This is a genomic window from Streptomyces sp. ID05-26A, assembly GCF_033794685.1.
In the GTDB taxonomy this organism is placed as follows: domain Bacteria; phylum Actinomycetota; class Actinomycetes; order Mycobacteriales; family Pseudonocardiaceae; genus Lentzea.
In genome coordinates this window covers 1,481,524-1,503,107 of record NZ_JARAYZ010000002.1, presented here as the reverse complement: position 1 = coordinate 1,503,107, position 21,584 = coordinate 1,481,524, and the positions used below count along the sequence as shown (strand labels likewise).

18 protein-coding genes and 1 pseudogene are annotated in these 21,584 nt (G+C 69.8%); 9 read left to right on the top strand and 10 right to left on the bottom strand.

Annotation, left to right across the window (positions count from 1 at the left end):
* The first annotated feature begins 238 nt into the window (after positions 1 to 238).
* Entirely contained in the window at positions 239 to 2,506 is a 2,268-nt protein-coding gene (locus PV646_RS22515; protein ID WP_500344143.1) for a cellulose binding domain-containing protein, read from the top strand.
* Complete coding sequence (locus PV646_RS22510) at positions 2,506 to 4,170, top strand: cellulose binding domain-containing protein (protein WP_500344142.1); 1,665 nt, start codon at positions 2,506 to 2,508, stop codon at positions 4,168 to 4,170. Before PV646_RS22515 ends, PV646_RS22510 begins: the two co-directional genes overlap by 1 nt.
* On the opposite strand, the gene PV646_RS22505 is transcribed toward PV646_RS22510, so the two are convergent.
* From PV646_RS22505 to PV646_RS22495, 3 genes are read right to left on the bottom strand one after another with little or no spacing between them, the layout of a single operon-like run.
* Positions 4,160 to 4,675 carry a P-loop NTPase family protein gene (locus PV646_RS22505; RefSeq protein ID WP_500344141.1) on the bottom strand — a complete coding sequence of 172 codons (516 nt, stop codon included), beginning with the start codon at positions 4,673 to 4,675 and terminating at the stop codon, positions 4,160 to 4,162. The genes PV646_RS22510 and PV646_RS22505 overlap by 11 nt on opposite strands.
* Positions 4,672 to 6,108 (bottom strand): sensor histidine kinase, encoded by a 1,437-nt coding sequence (locus PV646_RS22500; RefSeq protein WP_500344140.1) that lies wholly within the window; start codon positions 6,106 to 6,108, stop codon positions 4,672 to 4,674. The genes PV646_RS22505 and PV646_RS22500 overlap by 4 nt, the downstream gene beginning before the upstream one ends.
* Positions 6,105 to 6,776 (bottom strand): response regulator transcription factor, encoded by a 672-nt coding sequence (locus PV646_RS22495; RefSeq protein ID WP_500344139.1) that lies wholly within the window; start codon positions 6,774 to 6,776, stop codon positions 6,105 to 6,107. The genes PV646_RS22500 and PV646_RS22495 overlap by 4 nt, the downstream gene beginning before the upstream one ends.
* 281 nt (positions 6,777 to 7,057) lie before the next feature.
* Here PV646_RS22495 and PV646_RS22490 point away from each other — a divergent pair, with 281 nt between their 5' ends.
* A complete protein-coding gene (locus tag PV646_RS22490) occupies positions 7,058 to 7,966 on the top strand; it encodes a DUF4082 domain-containing protein (RefSeq protein ID WP_500344138.1) in 909 nt (302 codons plus the stop codon).
* 25 nt (positions 7,967 to 7,991) lie between these two features.
* On the opposite strand, the gene PV646_RS22485 is transcribed toward PV646_RS22490, so the two are convergent.
* Positions 7,992 to 8,930 carry an EamA family transporter gene (locus PV646_RS22485; protein WP_500344137.1) on the bottom strand — a complete coding sequence of 313 codons (939 nt, stop codon included), beginning with the start codon at positions 8,928 to 8,930 and terminating at the stop codon, positions 7,992 to 7,994.
* 87 nt (positions 8,931 to 9,017) lie between these two features.
* Between PV646_RS22485 and PV646_RS22480 the strand changes: the two genes are divergently transcribed.
* From PV646_RS22480 to PV646_RS22465, 4 genes are all read left to right on the top strand, one after another.
* Positions 9,018 to 9,572: a CGNR zinc finger domain-containing protein gene (locus PV646_RS22480; protein WP_500344136.1), complete on the top strand. Its 555-nt coding sequence runs from the start codon at positions 9,018 to 9,020 to the stop codon at positions 9,570 to 9,572.
* Positions 9,573 to 9,694: 122 nt separating this feature from the next.
* Complete coding sequence (locus PV646_RS22475; RefSeq protein ID WP_500344135.1) at positions 9,695 to 10,606, top strand: TauD/TfdA dioxygenase family protein; 912 nt, start codon at positions 9,695 to 9,697, stop codon at positions 10,604 to 10,606.
* Between the two features lie 37 nt (positions 10,607 to 10,643).
* Positions 10,644 to 11,576, top strand: coding sequence for a LysR family transcriptional regulator (locus PV646_RS22470; RefSeq protein WP_500344134.1), 933 nt, complete (start codon positions 10,644 to 10,646; stop codon positions 11,574 to 11,576).
* A gap of 47 nt (positions 11,577 to 11,623) precedes the next feature.
* Positions 11,624 to 12,571, top strand: a complete 948-nt coding sequence (locus tag PV646_RS22465) for a TIGR03564 family F420-dependent LLM class oxidoreductase (protein ID WP_500344133.1) — start codon at positions 11,624 to 11,626, stop codon at positions 12,569 to 12,571.
* Here PV646_RS22465 and PV646_RS22460 read toward each other — a convergent pair.
* Positions 12,568 to 13,986: an aldehyde dehydrogenase family protein gene (locus PV646_RS22460; protein WP_500344132.1), complete on the bottom strand. Its 1,419-nt coding sequence runs from the start codon at positions 13,984 to 13,986 to the stop codon at positions 12,568 to 12,570. The genes PV646_RS22465 and PV646_RS22460 overlap by 4 nt on opposite strands.
* A gap of 66 nt (positions 13,987 to 14,052) precedes the next feature.
* On the opposite strand from PV646_RS22460, the gene PV646_RS22455 reads away from it, so the two are divergent.
* Positions 14,053 to 14,634: a TetR/AcrR family transcriptional regulator gene (locus PV646_RS22455; RefSeq protein ID WP_500344131.1), complete on the top strand. Its 582-nt coding sequence runs from the start codon at positions 14,053 to 14,055 to the stop codon at positions 14,632 to 14,634.
* Between the two features lie 3 nt (positions 14,635 to 14,637).
* On the opposite strand, the gene PV646_RS22450 is transcribed toward PV646_RS22455, so the two are convergent.
* From PV646_RS22450 to PV646_RS22440, 3 genes are all read right to left on the bottom strand, one after another.
* Positions 14,638 to 15,858 (bottom strand): putative glycoside hydrolase, encoded by a 1,221-nt coding sequence (locus PV646_RS22450; RefSeq protein ID WP_500344130.1) that lies wholly within the window; start codon positions 15,856 to 15,858, stop codon positions 14,638 to 14,640.
* Between the two features lie 153 nt (positions 15,859 to 16,011).
* Positions 16,012 to 16,800: an ion transporter gene (locus PV646_RS22445; protein WP_500344129.1), complete on the bottom strand. Its 789-nt coding sequence runs from the start codon at positions 16,798 to 16,800 to the stop codon at positions 16,012 to 16,014.
* A gap of 279 nt (positions 16,801 to 17,079) precedes the next feature.
* On the bottom strand, positions 17,080 to 17,907 hold the full coding sequence (locus PV646_RS22440; protein WP_500344128.1) for an AraC family transcriptional regulator: 828 nt from the start codon (positions 17,905 to 17,907) through the stop codon (positions 17,080 to 17,082).
* A 261-nt stretch (positions 17,908 to 18,168) separates the two neighbouring features.
* On the opposite strand from PV646_RS22440, the gene PV646_RS22435 reads away from it, so the two are divergent.
* Positions 18,169 to 19,761: a carboxylesterase/lipase family protein gene (locus PV646_RS22435; RefSeq protein ID WP_500344127.1), complete on the top strand. Its 1,593-nt coding sequence runs from the start codon at positions 18,169 to 18,171 to the stop codon at positions 19,759 to 19,761.
* A gap of 155 nt (positions 19,762 to 19,916) precedes the next feature.
* Here PV646_RS22435 and PV646_RS22430 read toward each other — a convergent pair.
* Positions 19,917 to 20,087 (bottom strand): annotated as a pseudogene (locus PV646_RS22430) (transposase); the annotation flags it as partial.
* A 185-nt stretch (positions 20,088 to 20,272) separates the two neighbouring features.
* The gene (locus PV646_RS22425) at positions 20,273 to 21,565 is read right to left on the bottom strand and encodes an ROK family protein (RefSeq protein ID WP_500344126.1); all 1,293 of its coding nucleotides are present in this window, start codon (positions 21,563 to 21,565) and stop codon (positions 20,273 to 20,275) included.
* Positions 21,566 to 21,584 lie beyond the last annotated feature (19 nt).

Genomic DNA, 21,584 nt, shown 5'->3' with positions numbered 1-21,584 from the left:
CTGATTCAGGGTGCCTCGGAATTCGTTGAATAGAGTTCTGCAAACGTTGTCGATTCCCTATTTCACATATCTGATGTTCACATGCTCGAACATTGTTGTGGATTACGAGAGAATTGTTGACGGGGACTTGGTGGGTTATTCACAATTCGACTCCGCGGTGTGAGCCGCCCCACAACCGCGGCCCGAACAGTCCCTGGAGGCATGCGTGTCCCGAAGTCAAGGCCTACGACGAGCAGCGGTGCTCGGCATCGTGGGCGCAGTCGCCGCGGCGGGCATCGCCGTGCTGGTGAACGCGGCCGAACCCGCCGACGCGGCACCCGGCGCGGGCGCGCTCACCGGCGTGGACACCTCGGCGGGAAATCGCCGGGCACCGGTCTCCGGGTTGTACGACTGGAGCAAAGCCGGATATCGCGGAGGGCAGAACCTCCCCGGTGCCGGGGAGATCAACGCCGATGCGGCGTGCCAGATCACCGCGGCCGAACTGGCAAGCCAGTTCGCCGTGAGGCCGAACGACGGACAGGACGACTCGGCGGGCCTGCAGGCGGCCATCGACTCGATCAGGACGACCTGTTCGCCGTCGGCGAGCTACGCCAAGCTGAGCCTGATCACGTTGCCCGCCGGTGAGCTGGCGGTGTCGAGGGAACTGCACGCCGACGCCGACCACCTGATCATCCGCGGTGCCGGCAGGGACGCCACGAAGATCACCTTCCGGCCGGACGCGACCACCCTGTACGACTCCCTGACCCCGGACGGTTCGGACTGGGACGGGGACGGCATGACGTCCGGGCAGGGCAAGGGCGGCTGGCTGTGGCCGGGCCGCGGCCTGTTCCGCGTGCAGTCGCGTGGTGTGCACGCCAGTTACGCGAGCGACTACGCGGCGGCGCCGGAGAACCGCAAGGACATCTTCGAGGGCACGGTGAACGTGCACTGGAAGGCCGGCGTGAAGGTGAGCGCGGCCGCGAAGGCGGGTGATCGCACCGTCACCGTCGCCTCGGCCGGTGCGGTCAAGGCGGGGATGCTCGTCAACGTGCGGGCCGCGAACTCGGTCAGGTTCTACGAGCAGCAGAAGGCCACCGGCACCGAGTTCCCCCTGCTCAACATGCACATGCGCCAGCAGATCTTCACCGTGGCGTCGGTGTCGGGCGCCGCGGTCACGCTCGACAAGCCGCTGGAGTTCGACGTGCCGGTCAACTCCACTTCGGACGGTTCCCCGGCGATCGGAGGGGTGACCTACGACTCGAAGGTGTCCCCGATCGTGGACCCCGTCGTCGGTGTCGGCTTCGAGGACTTCGGCTTCACGCAGGCGATGCCGGGCCTCGACCAGGCCGACTCCGTCAACAACTACGGCAACATGGCGCCGGCCGCCGCGATGCACGGCATCGTCTTCAAGTGGGCGGCGAACTCGTGGGTGAAGGGCGTCCGTGCCGAGATGACGGGGTCGCACCCGATCGTCACGGAGGAGGCCAAGAACCTGCAGATCGTGAACAACGAGCTCGACGGTTCGTGGAACAAGGGCAAGGGCGGCAACGGTTACTTCCGCGGCTCACGCGTGTGGGACTCGCTCTACGCCGGGAACACCTCGCGCAACCTGCGGCACTTCACGTTCCAGCGGTCCGCTTCGGGCAACGTCGTGGTGGGCAACGACTTCGACTCCGACCTGAACCTGCACGGCGGCTGGGAACGCCACAACCTCTTCGAGAACAACACCGTCCGGGTGCCCTACGCACACCGCTCGGGCAACTGCCGCGCCAACTGCGGTGAGGAGGGCGGCGGCGGTCCCGACGACTCCCACTGGTTCCCGATCTGGTGGGGCGCGGGCAAGAAGGCCGTCAAGTGGTCCGGCGGGTCCGGTCCCCAGAACGTCTTCTTCAACAACACCATGACGAAGCAGACCGCGACCGGCGGCCCGTTCACCGACTTCTACGCCGACCGCTCGCGGATCTACCAGTTCGGCTGGAACGGCACGACGTACCAGCACCTCGACATCGGTGGTACGCCGATCACCGACTGGGCGCGCAACGAGCAGCGCGACTTCACCGGCGGCCACGGCGTGGACGCGACCAGGACCGACTCGGCGGCGTCGCTGTTCCTCAAGTCCCTCAACGGAACCCCGCCGACCAGCACCACCACGACGACGACCGCCACGACCACCACCACGACATCGACGACCACGACGACCGCTCCGCCGTCGGGCTCGTGCCTCACCGCCAAGATCACGCGGACCTCGGTGTGGAGCAGCGGTTACGGCGCCGACGTGACGCTCACCAACGGCTGCGCGACCGCGACGACGTCGTGGACGATCGAGTTCGACCTGCCACAGGGCACGACGGTCAGCAGTTCGTGGAGTTCGGTCCGCACGTCGACCGGCCAGCACCACAGGTTCACGAACGCGGGCTTCAACGGTGCCGTGAAACCCGGTGCCAGCACGAAGTTCGGCTTCAACGCCTCGGGCACCGGCCTCCCGACCGGCTGCACCGTGAACGGCAACCCCTGCGGAGGCAACTGATGCGCACCCGGGCACTGGCGCTCGCCGGCGTGGCCGCGACCGTCGCGGCACTGCTGACCGGAGCGTCCGCACAGGCCGCCGCACCCGTGCTGAAGGCGGCGGTGACGCAGACGTCCGTGTGGAACGGCGGCTACGGCGCGGACGTGACGATCACGAACTCCGGTGACGCCGCGAGCACGTCGTGGACGATCGAGTTCGACCTGCCGTCCGGCACCACGGTCACCAGTTCGTGGAGCTCGGTCCGCACGTCGACCGGCCAGCACCACAAGTTCACGAACGCGGGCTTCAACGGCAAGGTCAACCCAGGCGCGTCCGTGAAGTTCGGTTTCAACGCCTCCGGCGGCAGCCTGCCGACGAACTGCACGATCAACGGCGCCTCGTGCGGCGGCGGCACCACCCCGCCCGCCGACACGCAGGCACCCACCGTGCCCGCGGGCCTGCGCTCCACCGGCGTGACGTCGAGTTCGGTGTCGCTGGCGTGGACCGCGTCGACCGACAACGTCGGTGTCACGGGCTACGAGGTGTTGCTGGGCAACGCGGTCAGCACGACCACGACCGGCACCTCGGCCACCGTCAACGGCCTGTCGCCGGCCACCGCGTACTCGTTCTCCGTGCGCGCCAAGGACGCGGCGGGCAACACGTCGGCGGCGAGCACCGCCGTGACCGCGACGACCAGCCCGAACAGCGGCAGCACCGTGGACGTGGCCACCGCGGCACAACTCCAGGCGGCACTGGCCGCGGCTGCTCCCGGCCAGACGATCACGATGGCGGCGGGCACCTACCGGGGTTCCTTCGTCGCCAACGCCCGCGCGGGCACGGCGTCCCAGCGCATCACCCTGAGCGGCCCGCGCGACGCCGTCATCATCAACGACGGCCCCACCGGCGACGCCCCGTCCTGTCCCGCGCCCACCGCGGGCTGGGACTCCGGCTACGGCCTGTGGCTCTTCGGTTCCCCGTACTGGAACCTCACCGGGTTCACCGTGCGGGAGTCGAAGAAGGGCATCGTCCTCGACAACTCCCACCACACCACCATCGACGGGGTCTCGGTGCACCACCTCGACGAGGAGGCGGTCCACTTCCGCCGCTCCTCGGCCGACGGCATCATCCGCAACTCCACCATCACCGACACCGGCCTCGTGCAGCCCGGCTTCGGCGAGGGCGTGTACCTCGGCTCCGCCAACTCCAACTGGGCCTGCCACGGCAACAACGGCGGCATCGACCGCAGCGACCGCGTCCAGGTCCTGAACAACAAGATCGGCCCGAACGTCACCGCCGAGGCCGTCGACGTCAAGGAAGGCACCTACGAGGGGGTCATCCGCGGCAACACGTTCGACGGTCAGGGAATCAGCGGCCAGAACTCGGCCGACTCCTGGATCGACGTCAAGGGCATCGGCTACCTGATCGAGGACAACACCGGCACGTTCCGCGGCCCCGGCACCTTCGCCAACGGCTACGAGACGCACAACACCAGCACGACCCCCACCCTGCCCAACGGGTGCGGCAACACCTGGCGCGACAACCGTTCGGACCTCGGCGGCGTGGGCCAGTACGCCGTCAACGTCTCCTCGGTGTCGAAGTGCTCGGCGCTGCCCAACGTCGTCTACGCCTCGAACACCGTGACGGGGGCGGTGAAGGGCCTGACGAACGCTCCGGTCACCCCTTAGGAGCCCTGCCGCTGAACGTGCCCGGACGTCCTTTGTGGACGCCGGGCACGTTCGTCCGCAGGAAACGTGCCGTAGCCCGAGGACTGCGGAACACGTGCAGCCGCGCGTCCCCGGCGTGAGCGGCGACGGCGTCGAGCAGCAGCGGCCGGGACCTGCGGCGCCACGACCACACCCAGCGCCAGAACTCGGCCTTCTCCCGCGAGCGGAGCAACGCCCGCCAGGCGCACCGCGGGAAGGAGTAGTCGAGCAGCAGCACGGTGTCGGCCCTGGCGAGCCGCACCTCCAGGACGTCGTGCGGACCCAGGTCACCGTCCATGATCCACCGGTCCCCGGTGGCGAGCTCACCCTGGACGATGGCCCAGAGGTCGTGGGGAGTCGGTTCCAGGTCAGGGCTCCAGAAGTGCTGGTCGAGCTCGATGACGGGGAGTCCGGTCGCGGTGCCCAGGGCGGTCGCGAGGGTGGACTTCCCGGCGCCGCCGCGGCCCAGGATGACGACGCGTTTCATGACCTTGATCGTGCCAGAGTGGCCCGCGCGTGCATCGGCTGGTGCTCGCCGAAGATGAGGTCCCAGTCCAGTTCCGGCTCCGGCACCGGCCGCGGTTCGGGGATGTGCCCGTGCGTCGGCACGATCGAGCCGTTGAGGAACTGCCACACCTCGTCACCCGCGCGCTGCTGCGCCACGACGGTGGCCTTCCTGGGTTGCGGGATGCCGGTCGGGATCGTCGCCACGAACCGGATGCCGCGGAAGCCTTCGGTGTCGGTGGCCTCCAGCGTGCCCTGGTGCCGGGTCGCGATGCGGCGGGCGATCGCGAGTCCGAGGCCGGCGCCTCCCGCGGCACGGGTGCGGGCCTCGTCGAGGCGGGTGAACCGGTCGAAGACGCGTTCGCGGTCCGCCTCCGGGATGCCGGGGCCGTCGTCGATGACCTCGAGCGTCGCGGAGGTGCCACCGCGCAGGCGCACGACCACCTCGGTGCCCGCGTGCCGTTCGGCGTTGTCGAGGAGGTTGCCGAGCAGGCGGGACAGCTGGGCGCGCCGGCCGGGGACGAGCACGTCGTCGTCCGCTTCCAGGGTGACGGTGGCCCGGCGGGCGACCTCCCGGCGCACCACCGCGCTGAAGTCCACGGTGTCCTGTTTGTCCAGTGCGTCGGCGTCCAGTCTGGCCAGCAGCAACAGGTCCGTGGTCAGCTCCTGCAGGCGTTCGGCGTCCTCCAGCGCGGCTTTGACGACCGTGGGCCAGTCGGCCATGTGCGGGTGCTGGAGTGCGATCTCCAGCTCGGCTCGCAGCGCGGCGAGCGGGCTGCGCAGCTCGTGCGAGGCGTCCGCGACGAACCGGCGGGTGTCCTCGACGGCGCGGTGCACCCGGTCGAGCGTCTCGTTCAGCGTGGCGCCCAGCCTCGCGATCTCGTTGTCGGCGGACGGCACCGGGACGCGCCGGGTCAGGTTGTTCTCGTTGATCTCGGCCACCTCGGCGCGCATCGCCTCCACCGGCCGCAGCACCCGGCTGGTCGCGGCCAGCACCGTGACCGACACCAGCGCGGCGATCGACACGAGCACGCCGAGCAGCGACAGCGTGGAGCTGTTCAGCTGCCGTTGCGCCTCGGAGGCGATCACCAGCGCCTGCTGCTCACTGCGCCGCGGCCCGTCGCCGACCTGCTCGAACCGGATGCCGGCGACGTCGGTGAACGGCCACAGCGACAGCGCAGGGCGCACCTCGGTGCTCGCGTACCGGACCGACACCCCCGGTGTCGCGACGGCCTCCTGCCGGTACAGCTCGACGCACTGCTGCGTGGAGCACATGTAGTGCACCCGCGAGTTGTCCGTGGTCTGGACGGCGATCTCCTGCCGTTGCGACACCAGCATCAGCATCCCGGCGAGGCCGATCAGCACGCCGGTGAACACCGTGGCCAGTGCGGTCACCTTGAACTGGAGGGACCTCATCGGTCCGCCAGCCGGTAGCCGACGCCGCGCACGGTCGTGATGCTCCGCCGGTCGAACGGCGTGTCGATCTTGCGGCGCAGCGCGCTGATGTAGACCTCGACGAGGTTGGGGTCGGGGTCCTGGGCCGCGTCCCACACCCCGTCGATGATCTCCGACTTGGTGACGACCTCACCCGCGTGCCGGAGCAGGAAGTTCAGCACCGAGAACTCCTTCGCCTTCAGGTCGATCCGCGTGGTGCCCCGGTGGCACTCCCGGCTGACCGGGTCGAGCACCAGGTCGCCCGCCCGCAGCAGCACCGGCTGGGCGGTGCGCGACCGCCTGCCCAGCGCGCGGAGCCGGGCCACCAGCACCACGTACGAGAACGGCTTGGTCAGGTAGTCGTCCGCGCCGGTGTCGAGGCCCTCGGCCTCGTCGAACTCGCCGTCCTTCGCGGTGAGCATGAGGATCGGCGTCCACACGCCCGCGTTCCGCAGCTCCTGGCAGACCCGGTAGCCGTTGAGGCCCGGCAGCATGATGTCGAGGACGATCACGTCGTACGGGTGCTCGCGCGCCCGCCACAGCCCGTCCGTGCCGGTGCGCTCCACGTCGACCGCGAACCCCTCGGCGGTCAGGCCGCGGGTGAGCAGGTCGGCGAGGCGGGGGTCGTCTTCCACCACGAGCACGCGCATGGGAGCAGCCTGCCGCATCGATCATGATCGCGTCCTGAAATCCGGTTCAGGATCGTTCAGCGTCCTTTCAGGTTCACCCTGGCAGTCTCTGCGTCGTGGACGAGGGGATCCACGGCCGGGGGAGAAGGTGGTGGCGGCGCAGGGGGGCGTTGCTACCACCTTCTGGTCCGTCCGCACGATCGCCGCTGCGCTGGTCGCCGCACCGTGTAGCGGGTCGATCACTTCGCGCGATCCAGCTCAGGGAACCGTCCCCGTGCGCACGCGATCGCGAGGAGAAACGCATGTCCTGGCAGGTCATGATCGTTCCACCCCCACCGGCCCGCGTCAGACCGCCGTGGCACAAGGCACTGGCCGTCGCCGCGGCTGCCCTGTTGCTGTTCTCCGGCACGGCCCACGCGGCGGTCCCGCTCCCGCAGTCGCACCTCTACACCCCGTCGAACAACGGCCACGTCGAGGTCGGTGAGTCCGTGCTGGTCTCGGGCGGTGGCTACGAGCAGACGGGACCGGACGCGCTGCAGGAGTACGAGGTGTCGGTGGACGGCGGTGCCACCTGGAACCACGGGTACCGGACCGGCACCATCCCGCTGGGCGGCGAGACCGGGATCTCGCAGGCGTTGTGGGAGTACGTGTTCACCCCGCAGGAGGCGGGCGTCTACACGATCGTCAGCCGGGTCAACACCGACACGCGCTACGGCCAGGTGTCCGCGCCGCGGACGCTGTACGTCGGCGTGCCCGGCCCGGCCCCCACCGGGTGCTACCAGTGCGGCTACTACACGTACAACCCGGTCAAGGACGAGGCCGAGGGAGTGGCCCTGGAACTGGGCCTGCGGTTCCGCGTCGACCGGCCGGGCACCATCACCAGGATCATCACCTCGTGGAACTCCAACGAGGCCAGCCGGGTGCGATTGTGGCGCGGTGACGGCACGTTGCTGGCGGACCGGCAGGTGTCCAAGCCGTACGCCGAGCCGTTCGCCACGCCCGTGGCGGTGGTGCCGGGGGAGGAGTACGTCGCGTCGTTCACGTCGTGGCGCGGGCGGTACCGGACGAGCGAGAACACGTTCCCGGCGACGGTGATCCAGTCGCCGTTCGTCCTGCCCGCGCACGCCGGTGTCTACAGCTACGACGGTGGGTTCCCGACGCAGAGCTGGCGTGACAGCCACTACTGGGTCAGCCCGGAGTTCCAGTCCTGACAACGACTCCGGCGCCGGCGGCCGTTCACGCGACCGCGGGCGCCGGGACCGGTTCCACCTTCTGCTTCTCCGCCCGAACGGACGCGATGCCGCCGACGATCAGCAGTCCGCCCAGCAGTTGCAACGGCGAGAGCCCCTCGCCCAGCAGCAGCCAGGCGAACAGCGAGGCCGACACGACCTCCAGCAGCGCGATGAACGACGCCAGCCGCGACCCGAGGATGCCCGAGGCCGTGATGCCGCTCGCGTACGCCAGTGCCGTGCCGACGACCGCGACCACGAGCAGGGGAACCCACCACGCCGTGGGCGCGCCGAACAGCGGCACGTCGCCGAAGGTGGCGGTGAACGGCAGCAGGCCGGTGGCGCCGATCAACGCCAGCACGGGAGCGGCGAGCAGCAGGCCCGCGCCGGCCAGCGCGACCGGGGGCAGGCCGTTGTTGGGACGGGCGGCGATCACGAAGTACACCGAGCAGCCGATGGCGGCGCCGAACGCTGCCGCCAGGCCGACGGGGTCGACGGCCTGGATGGCGCCGGGGCCGATCACCAGGACGAGTCCGCCGACCGCCAGCACCGAGCCGACGAGGACGACGGGTGCGGGCGTCCGCCTGCTGACGGCCCAGGTGAAACCGACCAGGATGAGCGGTGCCAGGAACTCGATGAGCAGTGCCGTCGCCACCGGGATCCGCGCGATGGCGGCGAAGTAGAGGACCTGCGTGATCGCCACGCCGACCAGGCCCATGCCCACCACCGGCCAGCGGGCCTGCCGCATCAACGTCCAGCGGCCGCGCATGAGGACGACGACGAACGGGAGCAGCACCAGGCCCGCGGTGAGGGCGCGGGCCGTGACGGCGGCGGCGGGGGACCAGCCGGCTTCGAGCAGCGGTTTGACGAACGCGCCGGAGGTGCCGAACGAGATGAACGAGATCGCCGCGGCGATCAGGCCCGTGGACTTCGACGGGATCCCCATGGTCGCGTGCCTCCCGGTTCCGGACTACGTCATGGCCTAACCTGGCCGATGCCCCTGACGCTAGGCCGGTCTCGGTAAGGAGTCAATTTGCGTTTTGCCCCTGACGTGGAGGAGTCGCTGGCGTTCGTCGTGGCGCTGTGCAACACGGACCCGTCGGCGTCCCGTGGCGGCGACGACGAGCTGGCCACGGCCGGACAGCTCGGGACCCTGCTCGGCCGGTTCCACTACACGGGGCGCATCGACGGCGACGACGCGGAGCTGCAGGACGTCCACCGCACGCGGGCGCTGCTGCGGCGCGTGTGGTCGCTCGACCGCGACGACGCCGTCGAAGAGGTCAACAAGATGCTGCGCGACGCGAAGGCCCTGCCACACCTCGTCCGGCACGACGGCCTCGACTGGCACATGCACGCCACCGAGCCCACCTCGCCGCTGGCCGAACGGATGCGGGTCGAGGCGGCGCTCGCCCTCATCGACGTGATCCGGATGAACGAGATGGACCGCCTGCGGGTCTGCGCGGCCGACGACTGCGAGGGGCTCCTGCTCGACCTGTCCCGCAACGGGTTGAAGCGGTTCTGCACGGTGCGGTGCGGCAACCGGATGAACATGATCGCGTTCCGCGAGCGCCGTGCGGACGGCAAGTGACGGGTCCGCAATCCCTTCCAGCAGTTGAGAAGACTTAATTTCGCCGCGCGCAAACTTGTCCGCGCCGCCGGGTCGTCAGCATCGTGGAGAGCGGAAACGCTTTCTGCGAAAGGAAGTTCGCGATGACCGCACAGCTCTCCGTCACCGTCCGCAAGCTGGGTGCGGGCATCGGCGCGCGGATCGACGGCGTCCGGCTCGGCGGTGACCTGCCCGACGAGGTCGTGGCCGAGGTCCGGGCGGCACTGCTGGTGCACAAGGTGGTGTTCTTCTCCGGCCAGGACCACCTCGACGACGCCGGACAGCTCGCGTTCGCCCGGCTGCTCGGCGAACCGACCCTCGCGCACCCCACGGTGAAGGGGGAGGAGCACGCGAACGTCCTGGCGATCGACTCCGAGCACGGCAAGGCGAACAGCTGGCACACCGACGTCACGTTCGTCGACCGGGTGCCGGCGATCAGCATCCTGCGCGCGATCGAGCTTCCTCCCTACGGCGGGAGCACGGTGTGGGCGAACACGGTCCGCGCGTACGACGAACTGCCCGAGGCGTTGAAGGCGCTCGTGGAGCGGCTGTGGGCGGTGCACACCAACGTCTACGACTACGCGGGCCACGTCGACTCGACCCGGATCGGGGGAGTGGACGTGAAGGAGGAGACCTACCGCGAGGAGTTCGTGTCGCAGCGGTACGAGACCGAACACCCGCTCGTGCGCGTGCACCCCGAGACCGGCGAACGGGCGTTGCTGCTGGGGCACTTCGTGAAGCGGATCGCGGGAGTGAGCCCGGCGGAGTCGAAGGCGATCTTCGAACTGGTGCAGAACCGGGTGACACGGCTGGAGAACACCGTGCGGTGGCAGTGGTCCGGCGGCGACGTGGCGGTGTGGGACAACCGGGCGACGCAGCACTACGGCGTCGCGGACTACGACGACGCGCGGCGCCGGCTGCACCGGATCACGATCGCCGGTGACGTGCCGGTGAGCATCGAGGGCGTGGCCAGCACGACGATCGTCGGCGACGCGGCTCACTTCTCCGCGCTCTGATGCCTGCTGGGCATCGGGGAGTGGTTGGCTGTCCGGTGTGGAACTGAGACGACTGCGGTACGTGGTGGCGGTGGCCGAGCACGGCAACTTCCGCCGCGCGGCCCAGGCGCTCGGCATGACCCAGCCCTCCCTGTCACGGCAGGTGGCGGCGGTCGAGCAGGAGCTGGGCACCCGCCTGTTCGAACGGACCGCGCGCGGGGTCGTGGTGACGGCGGCGGGCGCGGTCTACGCCGGGCACGCCCGGCGGGTCCTGGACCAGGTCGAGGCCGGGGCGACCGAGGCACGGCGGGCGGCCCGCGGGCAGGCGGGCTCGTTGCGGCTCGGCTTCGTCGGGGAGGCGCTGATCGAACTGCTGCCGTCGTTGCTGGCGCGGTTCCGGTCGGCGCACCCCGGCGTGGTCCTGGAGTGCCGTGAACTGTCGACCGCCCAGAGCGGCGCGGCTCTGCTCGCGGGCGACATCGACCTGGCGATCAGCCGCGGCGCACCGGCGGGAGAGGGTGCCGAACGGCTGACGGCGGTGCCGGTCGCCGCCGACCACCTCATCGCGGTGTGCCACCGCGGCCACCCCTTCGCGGGCCAGTCCGCGATCTCGCCCGGCCAGTTGCGAGGCCAGCCGCTGATCGCCGCGCCCGCCGCCGACGAACCCGCCGCGACGCGCGTGCTGGCGTCGCTGATCGAGGCCGGGAGCGGGGTCACGCGCGCTCGCGACGTGCACACCGTGATCGGGCTGGCCGCCTGCGGGATGGGTGTCGGGCTCGTGCCGTCGAGCGTGCGCCGGCTCGTCCGGGCGGAGACCGTCATGGTGGAGGTCGACCCGCCGCTGCGACTGCCCGACCTCACGATGTCCTTCCGCGCCGACGACGTCTCACCACCGCTGGGCGCCTTCCTGGACGTCACGAGGGCGCACTGCCCCGGCACCGGAAAGCTCCTGACCCGGCTGATGCCTCACAAGCATCAGAAGCGGGGTTGACGGGCATCAGGGGCACGACCGAGGCCCGCACCGGGTGACATGGGGACATGTCGATCACTACGCAAGCCGTGCGGTACGGCGTCACCCTGGCGGGCACGGCGGGGGACAACCTGGTCGAGGCCGTCGTGGAGGAGGCAGCCGAGGCCGCCGGGCACGGCGTCACCTCGGTGTGGACGGGACAGCGGCTGGACTACGACGCGATCGGCCTGGCCGGGCTCGTCGGCTCACGGGTCCCCGGCATCGACGTCGGCGTGTCCGCGGTACCGATCTTCGCCCGCCACCCGCTGCTGGTCGCGAGCCAGGCCCAGACCACGCAGGCCGCGGTCGGAGGCCGGTTCCACCTCGCGGTCGCGCTGGGCGCGCCACCGATCGTCGAGCAGGCGTTCGGCCTGCCCTGGGAACGGCCGGTGGCCCGCCTGCGCGAGTTCCTCACCGTGCTGGGACCTCTGCTCCGGGGCGAACCCGTCGAGCACGAGGGCGAACTGCTCACCGCCCGCTCACTGCTGCCGACCCACGTGCCCGGCGCGTCGAGGACCCCGGTCCTCGTCGCCGCGATGGCCCCGAAAGCGCTGCGCGTCGCCGGGGAACTGGCGGACGGCACCGTTCCGTACCTGGCAGGGCCGCGCGTGCTGGCCGAGCACATCGTCCCCGCCATCACCGCCGCGGCGGCGGGCCGACCGGCTCCGCGTGTCGTCGCCCTCGTGCCCGCGGCGGTCACCACGAGCCCGGACGCGCGCCGCACCATGGCCGACGGTCTCGCCTTCTACACCCGTTTCGAGTCCTACCGGCGAGTGCTCGCGCTCAACGGCACGGAGGACCCGTCGGACCTGGCGCTGATCGGGGACGAGGACACCGTGGCCGCCGGACTGCGCGCCTATGCCGAGGCCGGCGCCACCGAGATCGTCCTGACCGCGCACCACGACCTCGACGCCGCCACCCGGAGCAGGACGCGGCGGCTGGCCGGACTGCTGGCCCGTGCGGGCGGTTCGCGCTAACCGCGCCGCGTCAGACGCTGGGCGAGCCGCGTTCCCCACCCGCCGAACGGAGGCTGGGCCAGGCGCAGCGTGTCGAGCGCGAGCGGCTTGCGCAGCACGGGCTTGAGGTGCGAGAAGGCACTCCACGAGTACGGGCCGTGGTAGGCGCCGATTCCGCTGGCGCCGACACCGCCGAACGGCAGCCCGCTCGCCGCCACGTGGATCAGGCCCGCGTCGTGGACCACGGCGCCGGACGACGTCCGCTGCTCGAACAGGCGGCGGGTGCGGGGGCTGGACGTGAAGACGTACAGCGCCAGGGGCTTGTCCCAGGCGTTGACGACGTCCACGGCCTGCTCGGCCGAGTCGACCGCGACGACGGGCAGGACCGGTCCGAAGATCTCCTCCCGCAGCACCGGGTGGGCGGCGTCGGGACCGACCGACAGCCGGCCGCCGCTCATCGTGACGACCGTGGGCGCGAGGTAGCGCTCCGCCCGGTCGTGTTCACCGCCGACCACCACGTTCGTGCCGTCCAGCAGGGACACGAGCCGGTCGAACTGCCGCTCGTTCACGATGCGGCCGTAGTCCTCGCTCGCCCGCGGATCGGAGCCCCACAGGTCTGCGATCGCCTTCCCGAGCGCCCGCACGAGGGCGGGGATCCGGTCCGGGGTGGTCATCACGTAGTCCGGGGCCACGCACGTCTGGCCCGCGTTCGTGAACTTCGCCCACACCAGGCGCCGCGCCGCCTGCTCGAGGTGGGCGTCGTCGTCGAACCAGGCGGGGGACTTGCCGCCGAGCTCCAGCGTCACCGGCGTCAGGTGCTCGGCCGCGGCCCGCATCACGACCCGGCCGACCGCGCCGCTGCCCGTGAACACGATGTGGTTGAACCGCTGGGCCAGCAGGTCGGTCGTCTCCGGGACACCGCCCTCGACCACGCGCACGGCGCCGTCGGGGAAGTAGGCGGGCACGAGCCTCGCGATCAGCGCCGACGTCGCGGGCGCGAGCTCGCTCGGCTTGAGCACGGCCGTGTTGCCCGCGGCCAGCACGCCCACCAGCGGGTCGAGGAGCAACTGCAGCGGGTAGTTCCACGGCGCGATCACCAGCACCACGCCGAGCGGTTCGGGCACCAGGCGGGCGCGCGCCGGCCACAACGCCATCGGCACCGGGCCGCGCCGGGACCGCGACCACCTCCGCAGGTGGCGCAGCGTGTGGCTGAGCTCCGCCAGCACCACGCCGATCTCGGTCAGCTGCGCCTCGCCCGCGCCCTTGTGCAGGTCGCTCCACAGCGCCGCCTCGAACGCCGCCTCGTTCTCGGTGAGCATCGCGCGCAACGCCCGCAGGCGGGCGGCACGGGCGGCCACGGGACGGGTGGCGCCGGAGTCGAACACCTGGCGCGCACCGGACACGGCCGCGGGGATGTCAGCTGTCGTCGTGGGCATGCCTCCCACCCTACCCCAATACGAAACAGATCCTTTTCGTTTCTTGCCGCGGGTATGCTGGGGCCGATGACGAAAGCCGACGCGGCACAGGGGCGCCCCAAAGACCCACGGGTGGACGCGGCCCTGATCAACGCGGCGATCGAGGTCCTCACCGAGTCGGGCTGGGCCTCCTTCACGACCACGGCCGTCGCCAAGCGCGCGGGCGCCTCAACGGCGTCGCTCTACCGCCGCTGGCCCTCCAAACAGGCACTCGCCGGCGCGGTCGCCCGGCACATCACCCAGGCCGAGCTGACCGGGATCGACACCGGCACCCTCGAGGGCGACCTCCGGGAACTCCTGGCGCGCAAGCGGAAGATCCTCGAAGCCGCCACGGGTCCCGCGTTGCTCTCGTTGATGGCCCAGGCCGCGCACGACCCGGAACTGCGGCAGATCCTGCGCGACGACGTCTACCTCGCGGTGCGCGGCGAGCTCGGCACCGTCATCGACCGCGCGGAACCGCCCAGGGCCGTCGGCGGCGCGCAGATCGACGTGCTGACGCTCGTGCTGATCGGCACCGCGCTGGCCCGGTCGGTGTTCGCGGACACCGACGGCCCGGACACCGCCGAGGCCGAGCTCCACCTGCTGCTCGCCGCGATCAACCTCGGCTGAGCGTCAGCAGGTCGCTCGCAGCAGCATCCCGGTGGTGCCCGGCAGGCTGACCGACGTGACCGGCTTGCCGTCGTGGTCCTGGTAGGTGCGGTGCAGCGACACCTCGACCGCGGGGCTGCCGGTCGGGTTCGCGTTCACCAGCGCCACACCGCAGGTGAAGTCCCGGCGGAACACCTTGTCCGCGACCGCCCGGTAGGCACCGGCGGGGTGGCCGAGGTACCAGTCGTACTCGGGGTGCCACTGCGTCGGGTCCGCGTACCCGTCGGTCTTCGCGATCTCGGCGATCGCGGCGTGCCCGCTGGTGGTCATGAACAGACTGGCCAGCGCGTACCGGAACGCCTTCTCGTCGCCCGCGTCGAAGTGCGGCTGGACCCAGGTCATCTTGCCGCTCGCCTCGTTGACGGCGACCTCCGCGACCTGCCGGCGCCAGCCCTCCGGGTAGTCCTCGAGCAGCCGGGAGCTGGAGAACGCCAGCCACCACTCGTCGAACCCGCCGTCGAGGTAGGCGCCGTACGCGTCCCACCCGCCGGCGTGCAGCCGTGCGTTCGTCAGGTTGCCGACCGAGAGCAGGCCCGCGGCCTTGAACCCGCTCCTGACCTCCGCCAGCATGCCTTTGTAGGCCTGCTGGAAAGTCGCGTTGTCGGGATACTTCGGCGGGCACTCGCCGGAATGGTAGGCATCGCACGTGTAGAGCGCGTTGTCGAGGAAAACGCCGTCGAACCCGGTGGATCGGGAACTCGTCACCACCTTGTTCACCCACGCTTTGCGGTATTCGGGATTCCCGATGTCCATCTGCACGTGGCCTTCGTAACCGGAGTAGCGCAGTTCCTTGCCGTCGGAACCTTTGAGGAACCACTCCGGGTGGTTCTCGCGGACGTCGCAGTACCCCAGTCCGGTGGGCAGATGTTCGTCGTCCCTGCCCTGTTTGCACGCATAGGAACGAGTGGACGAGAGGTCCTTGTAGACGTAGACCTTGACCTGCGGGTTCGCGGCCTTGAGCTTCTTGAGCAGGTCGCCCTCCCACGCGTTGAGCACGACATGGGCGCGGCGCTTGGCCTCGGTGGCGATCACGGCGTCGGAGACCGGGGTGCTGTTGAGGTGGAGCCAGAAGGACTGGACGCGTCCCACCGGAGCGGCCTCGCCCGCCTGGGCCACCGGTGCGGCGAGACCGGTGAGCAGGACCGCCAGCAGAATTCGACCTGCTTTGCCTGTTTTCTCAAGCATCGCTCCTCCTGACTCGGAACACCTGTTCTTCAGGTACCCGTTCCGAACGGGGGCAGAGCGTTGACGTCGTAAACCACCTGTTGTGGTGCGGGGGAGTGACGAAATGACACGGTGAGTACCACCGCTCGCCCTGGCCGGGTGAGCGCGCCGAGCTCAGACCGAGGCTTTGCCGCGCAACACCTCGACGTCCGCGCGCAGCCTGCGCACCTCGGCGAGGATCTCCATCGTGGCCGCCATCTCCTCGCGGTCGTGTTCGGCGTGCTCCTCGGTCATCTGGCTCTGCATCGCGGTCACCGCGACCGCGATGAACAGGTTGAGCACCGTGAACGACGTGACGACGAGATACCCCACGAAGAAGATCCAGGCGAACGGCTTCTCCGCCATGACCTGCCGCGCGACCTCCGACCAGGCCTCGCCGGTCATCACCTGGAACAGGGTGAACAGCGAGTCACCGAGGTCCCCGAAGTACTCCGGCGCGACGATGCCGAACAGCTTCGTCGCGATGACGGCCGACACGTACAGCACCAACGCGAGCAAGGCGGTGATGGAGGCCATGCCGGGCAGCGCGGTCAGCAACGCCGACACGACCCGCCGCATGCTCGGCACCACGGACACGAGCCGCAACACCCGCAGGACCCGCAACGCCCGCAGCACGGAGAACGAACCCGACGCGGCCGGCAGCAGCGTGATCGCGACGACCACCGTGTCGAACCAGTTCCACGGATCGCGGAAGAAGTCCTTGCCGTACGCGCCGAAGCGCAGCAGCAGTTCGACGACGAACACCGCCAGCGCGAGCCGGTCGAGCAGGTGCAGGGCGTCGCCGGAGGACGCCATCAGCTCCGGCGACGTCTCGGCACCCAGCGTGACGGCGTTGAGCAGGATCACCGCAGTGATCACCTTGTTGAACCAAGTGTTCGCCAGGGTGAGCGTGATGCCGTTCATACCGTGTTTTGCCTGTTCACATGGCCTGGCGGCTGGCTAGACGAGGGGCGTACTTGCGTTGCTTGGGGGCGAATTGGGAGCAAGGGGTCATGAACACATTCGCGGTTTCCAAGGTGTTCACCGGGCTTCGTCCTGACCTTCGATGGTCCAGGACCATCCGCCGTCCTCTTCCCAGCGGTGCCGCAACTGCTCCAGCACCGCGCGAGAATCTGCCACTACCAGCGCAGACAGGCCAAGTACTGCGAAGTTTGGCTGGAGTATCAAGGCTGTCCTAGCGGGTCAGGTGGCTCCGAGTGACGTCGGGGTGCGCAGGCGGAGGGCATCGCGGAGCGGGGAATCTCCGTACACGCGTCGGTAGTCTCTGGAGAACTGACTGGGGCTGGTGTACCCGACCGTGTGGGCGGCAGTGGTCGCGTCGAGGAGATCGACGACCATGAGACGTCGTGCCTCGCCTAGCCGGAGGGCTTTCTGGTACTGCACCGGGGTCATGCCTGTCGCGGCGCGGAAGTGCTCGTGCAGCGAGGACGTGCTCATCATCAATTTCGCGGCCAGTGACGGGACGTACAGCGGCTGCGCGTAGTTGGCCTTGAGCCAGGAGACCGCGTGCGCGATGCGGGCGCCGGTGCCGGTGTTGCGCGTGTCGGGCCAGCGCAGGCGGTGGCCCCGGTCCGAGGTGGTCAACCGGTAGATGAGTTCGTGGATCGCCAGTGGTGCCAGCACCGGTACGTCCTGAGGGGTGTCAAGAAGTTGCACGGTGCGCACGACGGCGTGGAGCAACGTGCCGTCGAGGTGGCCGGTCGGATCCTCGTCCGGCTCGGGGAGCGGCGGTCGGCCGAGTCCACCCGCGGCGAGGACGGTGGTGACCGTGATCGGGTCGAGGCGCAGCATCAAACCCAGGAAGGGCACTTCGGGGGTGGCTTCCAACACGCGCGAAACCACCGGGACCCGCACAGGGGTGAGCAGGTACCGGTCGTCGCCGTAGCGCAGGTTCTTGGGGCCAAGCACCGTCTGCTTGCGTCCTTGGACGACCAGGGACAGCGAAGGTTCGTACACGGTGTCCGTCAGCGCGGTGGGCGCCGTCCGCCGGTAGAGAAGGAGACCAGGCACCGCCGTGGACGGTCGGTCGTCGCGGACGTGCCGATTCACCAGTTCGACGAGGTGGCGACGCAGAGCGGCTTCGTCCTCCAGGACGGCACGCTCTGGAGGATCAGGCAAGTTTTCCGGATCATCGTACGACCGGCGGACGTTGACCGAGACCATAGTGGAAAGGGTAGCCGGATCCGCCGTTGTCGCGTCGAACTCCCTTCACCACAGGGGAAGGACGCCTGCGGTCGATCCTGTTCGGACACCCGATGAAACGAGGCGAACATGGACGATCAACGGGAATCGCGAGCATTTGACAGGCGAACGCTGCTGTCCGCGGCCGCCCTGTTCGGGGCGGCTGCGGCGTTGCCGACGAGCGTTGCCCGTGCCGCAGCGTCCGTTTCCGGTGCACCCGAAGTCACCTTCGCTTCGGGAAGGGTTCGCGGCCTGCCGACCGAGGGCGGAGGTAAGGCGTTCCTCGGCATTCCCTACGGCATGCCGCCCGTGCGAGAACTGCGCTTCGCCGCGCCCCGAAAGGTCACACCCTGGAAAGGGGTGCGGGACGCTACCGCGTTCGGGCCGTCGGCCCCGCAGCCGGGTGTGCCCACGGTGGGGGACAACTGGCTCACCGTGAACGTTTGGGCGCCCGAGAACGTGAGCACGCCGCTGCCGGTGATGGTGTGGATCTACGGGGGCGGCTACACCAGGGGAGGCACTGACGAGCCGACCTATGAGGGGACGCTGTTGGCCCGCGAAGGCCGGGTCGTCGTGGTGACGGTGAACTACCGCTCCGGAGTAGAGGGGTTCACCTGGATTGACGGTGCCCCACCCAATCGGGGACTGCTCGACCTGGTTGCCGCGCTGCGCTGGGTCAACAACAACATCCACGCGTTCGGAGGTGACTCCGGCCGCGTGACGGTGTTCGGTGAATCGTCCGGAGCAGGATGCGTGGCGGCTCTGCTGGCCATGCCCTCCGCAGTCGGCTTGTTCAAGCGTGCCGTCGTGCAGAGCATGCCGCGTCCCCAGGTCACCCCGGAGTTGGCCGCGGAGGTCGGGGCCGAGATCGCCGCAACGGCGGGCCGTGGTGCCACCGTGGCGGACCTGTCTCAGGTTGCACCCGACGAGCTCACGGCGTTCGGAGCCCAGGTCAATGCACGCATGACGTCGTTCGTGGACAGGTGGGGTGTGATCGCCGCGATTTCTGGTACGTACGGACCTGTCGTCGACGGAGTCGTCCTGCCGCAGACCCCTTACGCAGCAATGAAGAACGGAGTCTCGCGGCACGTTGACCTGATCATCGGGCACACTCGTGACGAGAACCTTCTGTTCAGCGCTCTGCAAGGGCTCGTCGGCAACGTGACCCGCGCGCAGCGGGAGGCGGCCGTGACCATGTTCGCGCCGCGGGGGGACGCGGCCGCCTACACGGCGGCGTTTCCCGGCAGCACTGACTCGCAGTTGTACGAACTGGTCAAGTCCGATTGGCTGTTCCGCATGCCTGCCGCGAAGCTCGCCGAAGCGCACGCGACGGCGGGCGGGGCCACGTACTTCTATGAGTTCACCCACGACGTCGTGGGCGTGAACGGTGTTCGCGGCGCCCTGCACGGCATGGACGTTCCCCTGGTGTTCGGCAACTTCCGTCCAGGTGTCTACAGCCTGGTCTACGCCGGCCCGCCCACCGCATCGGACTTGGCGCTCGGTAACGAGGTCCGTGCCGCTTGGGCTCGCTTCGCGCACACAGGCGATCCTGGGTGGCCCGAGTACCGGCCCGGTGGGCAGGTGAAGATCTGGGGCGGCCGTAACCCCGTCGGTCGTTATCCGGAGGAGACGTCGCGTCGCGTAGCGCGTGGGGACGGCTTCGGCCCGTATGGGCCGCTGTGAGTGAAGGGCGTTGGCCGCCAGTACCGCGTGCGGCGTCGAAGCCGTCGGCGCGGTTCCTGCGACCTCTTCGAAAGCCGCACCTTGAACGGCACCCGCCTGTAAGTACTCACGGTCATCGAACACACCAGCCGCCGCCAGACACCGGCCTGGTGTCAGCCCCGCAATCGCCGCCAGGCGGTCACGCCGGAGCCAAAGCCGAGTTCCTGGGGCAGGAACTTCCACGGGATGCCGTTGCAGGGCACGAACAGGATGCCGCACAACACCTTGCGGTCATCTAGCCACCTACGTTCCGCATGGTCGGCACGACACAGGACCACCGGGAGCAGCGGCTCGATCCCGCGCTCACAGCTTGCCGGGCACGATCCAGGGAAGCTGCTCGCCCTTTCTCACACCAAGGTCGACACACCGTGGCCCAGCTCCATGCGGGGCTGGGCCACCGCCAGAACCTGTTGGGAGCACGAGAACTCTGTGCTTGCCGCTGAGCTGTGCTCGGCTGGTTCCGTCCGGCCGCTCATCCGTGCTCGCGCACGGGGTGGGAGGCCAGCGCCAGTTCGTCCACGATGAGGCTCTCCGGCAGCCGCTGCACCGCGTGCAGGGGCACGAGCTCGGACTGCAGCACCATGGCGGCGGCACCGATCGCGGGCGCTGTGGCCGCTGTGCGGGAAAGTCGCACCTCGACCGTGTGCACGCCACGTGCGAAGAAGCCTCGGTCGAGTTCTTGCCGCACGATCGGCAGGTACACCGATCCCGCGATCGCGAAGCCCGGTCCGGTGAGCACGAGGAACTCCACGTCCATGACGTTCGCCAGGGTGCGGGTGGCCACCGCGACGTACTGCGCGGAGCGCTCGAGGATCGCGGTCGCGTGTGGTTCGCCCCGGCGGGCCGCGCGGCTCACCGCGGCGAAGTCCGCTGTCAGGGAGTTGCGGGACCGGCCGGCGCCGACCAGATGCGCCAGTGCCTGGTTCGCACGCGCGGCCGCGACGACGGCGGCGGGCCCTGCGAGTGCCTCGACGCACCCGCGAGCTCCGCACCAGCACTCGGGACCCGCGATGTCGACGCACACGTGCCCGATCTCGCCGGCGTTGCCACTGCTGCCGCGGTAGGTGATGCCGCCGATCACGATGCCCGCGCCGATGCCACTTCCCATGTAGAGCGCGGCGGAGGTCGAGGCACCTCCCATGCCTCCTGACCAGTGCTCGCCGAGCGCCGCGGCGGTGGCGTCGTTGTCCAGCACCACCGGCAGGCCGGTCGCGGCCGCGAGCTCCCGGTCGACGGGGTAGTCCTCCCACTTGCGCATCGGTGGCGGGGTGAGGGTCATGCCGGTGTTCGCGCGGAGCGGGCCGGGGGACACCAGTCCGATGCCCAGTACGCGGCCCGGTTCGACGCCGACCCTGGTGACGAGCGCCGCGACCTCGCCGGCCATGCGCTTGACGATCACGGAGGGTTCCTGGACACCGGCGCCGGGCCTGGTGATGCGGGCGACCACGGCGCCACTGAGATTCGTCAGCACGTAGGTGATGCGTTCGTGGTCGAGGTGCACCCCGACCGCGTAGCGCGAGTTGTGGTTCAGCTGGAGCAGCACTCTGCGTTTGCCGCCGGTGGACTCGGCGTGCCCGGTCTCCAGTACGAGATCCTCGTCGAGGAGCTTGCGGACGGCGACGGAGATCGTCGCGCCGGTCAGTCCCGTCGTCTTGGTCAAGCCGACGCGGCTGATCGTGCCCGCCGCCCGGATGACGTCGAGCACCGCGGACTTGCTGCTCGCATGTGGGGTGCTGCGGGCCGGGCTGTTCACAGGCACCTCCACGTGCTTACTTCGACTGTCG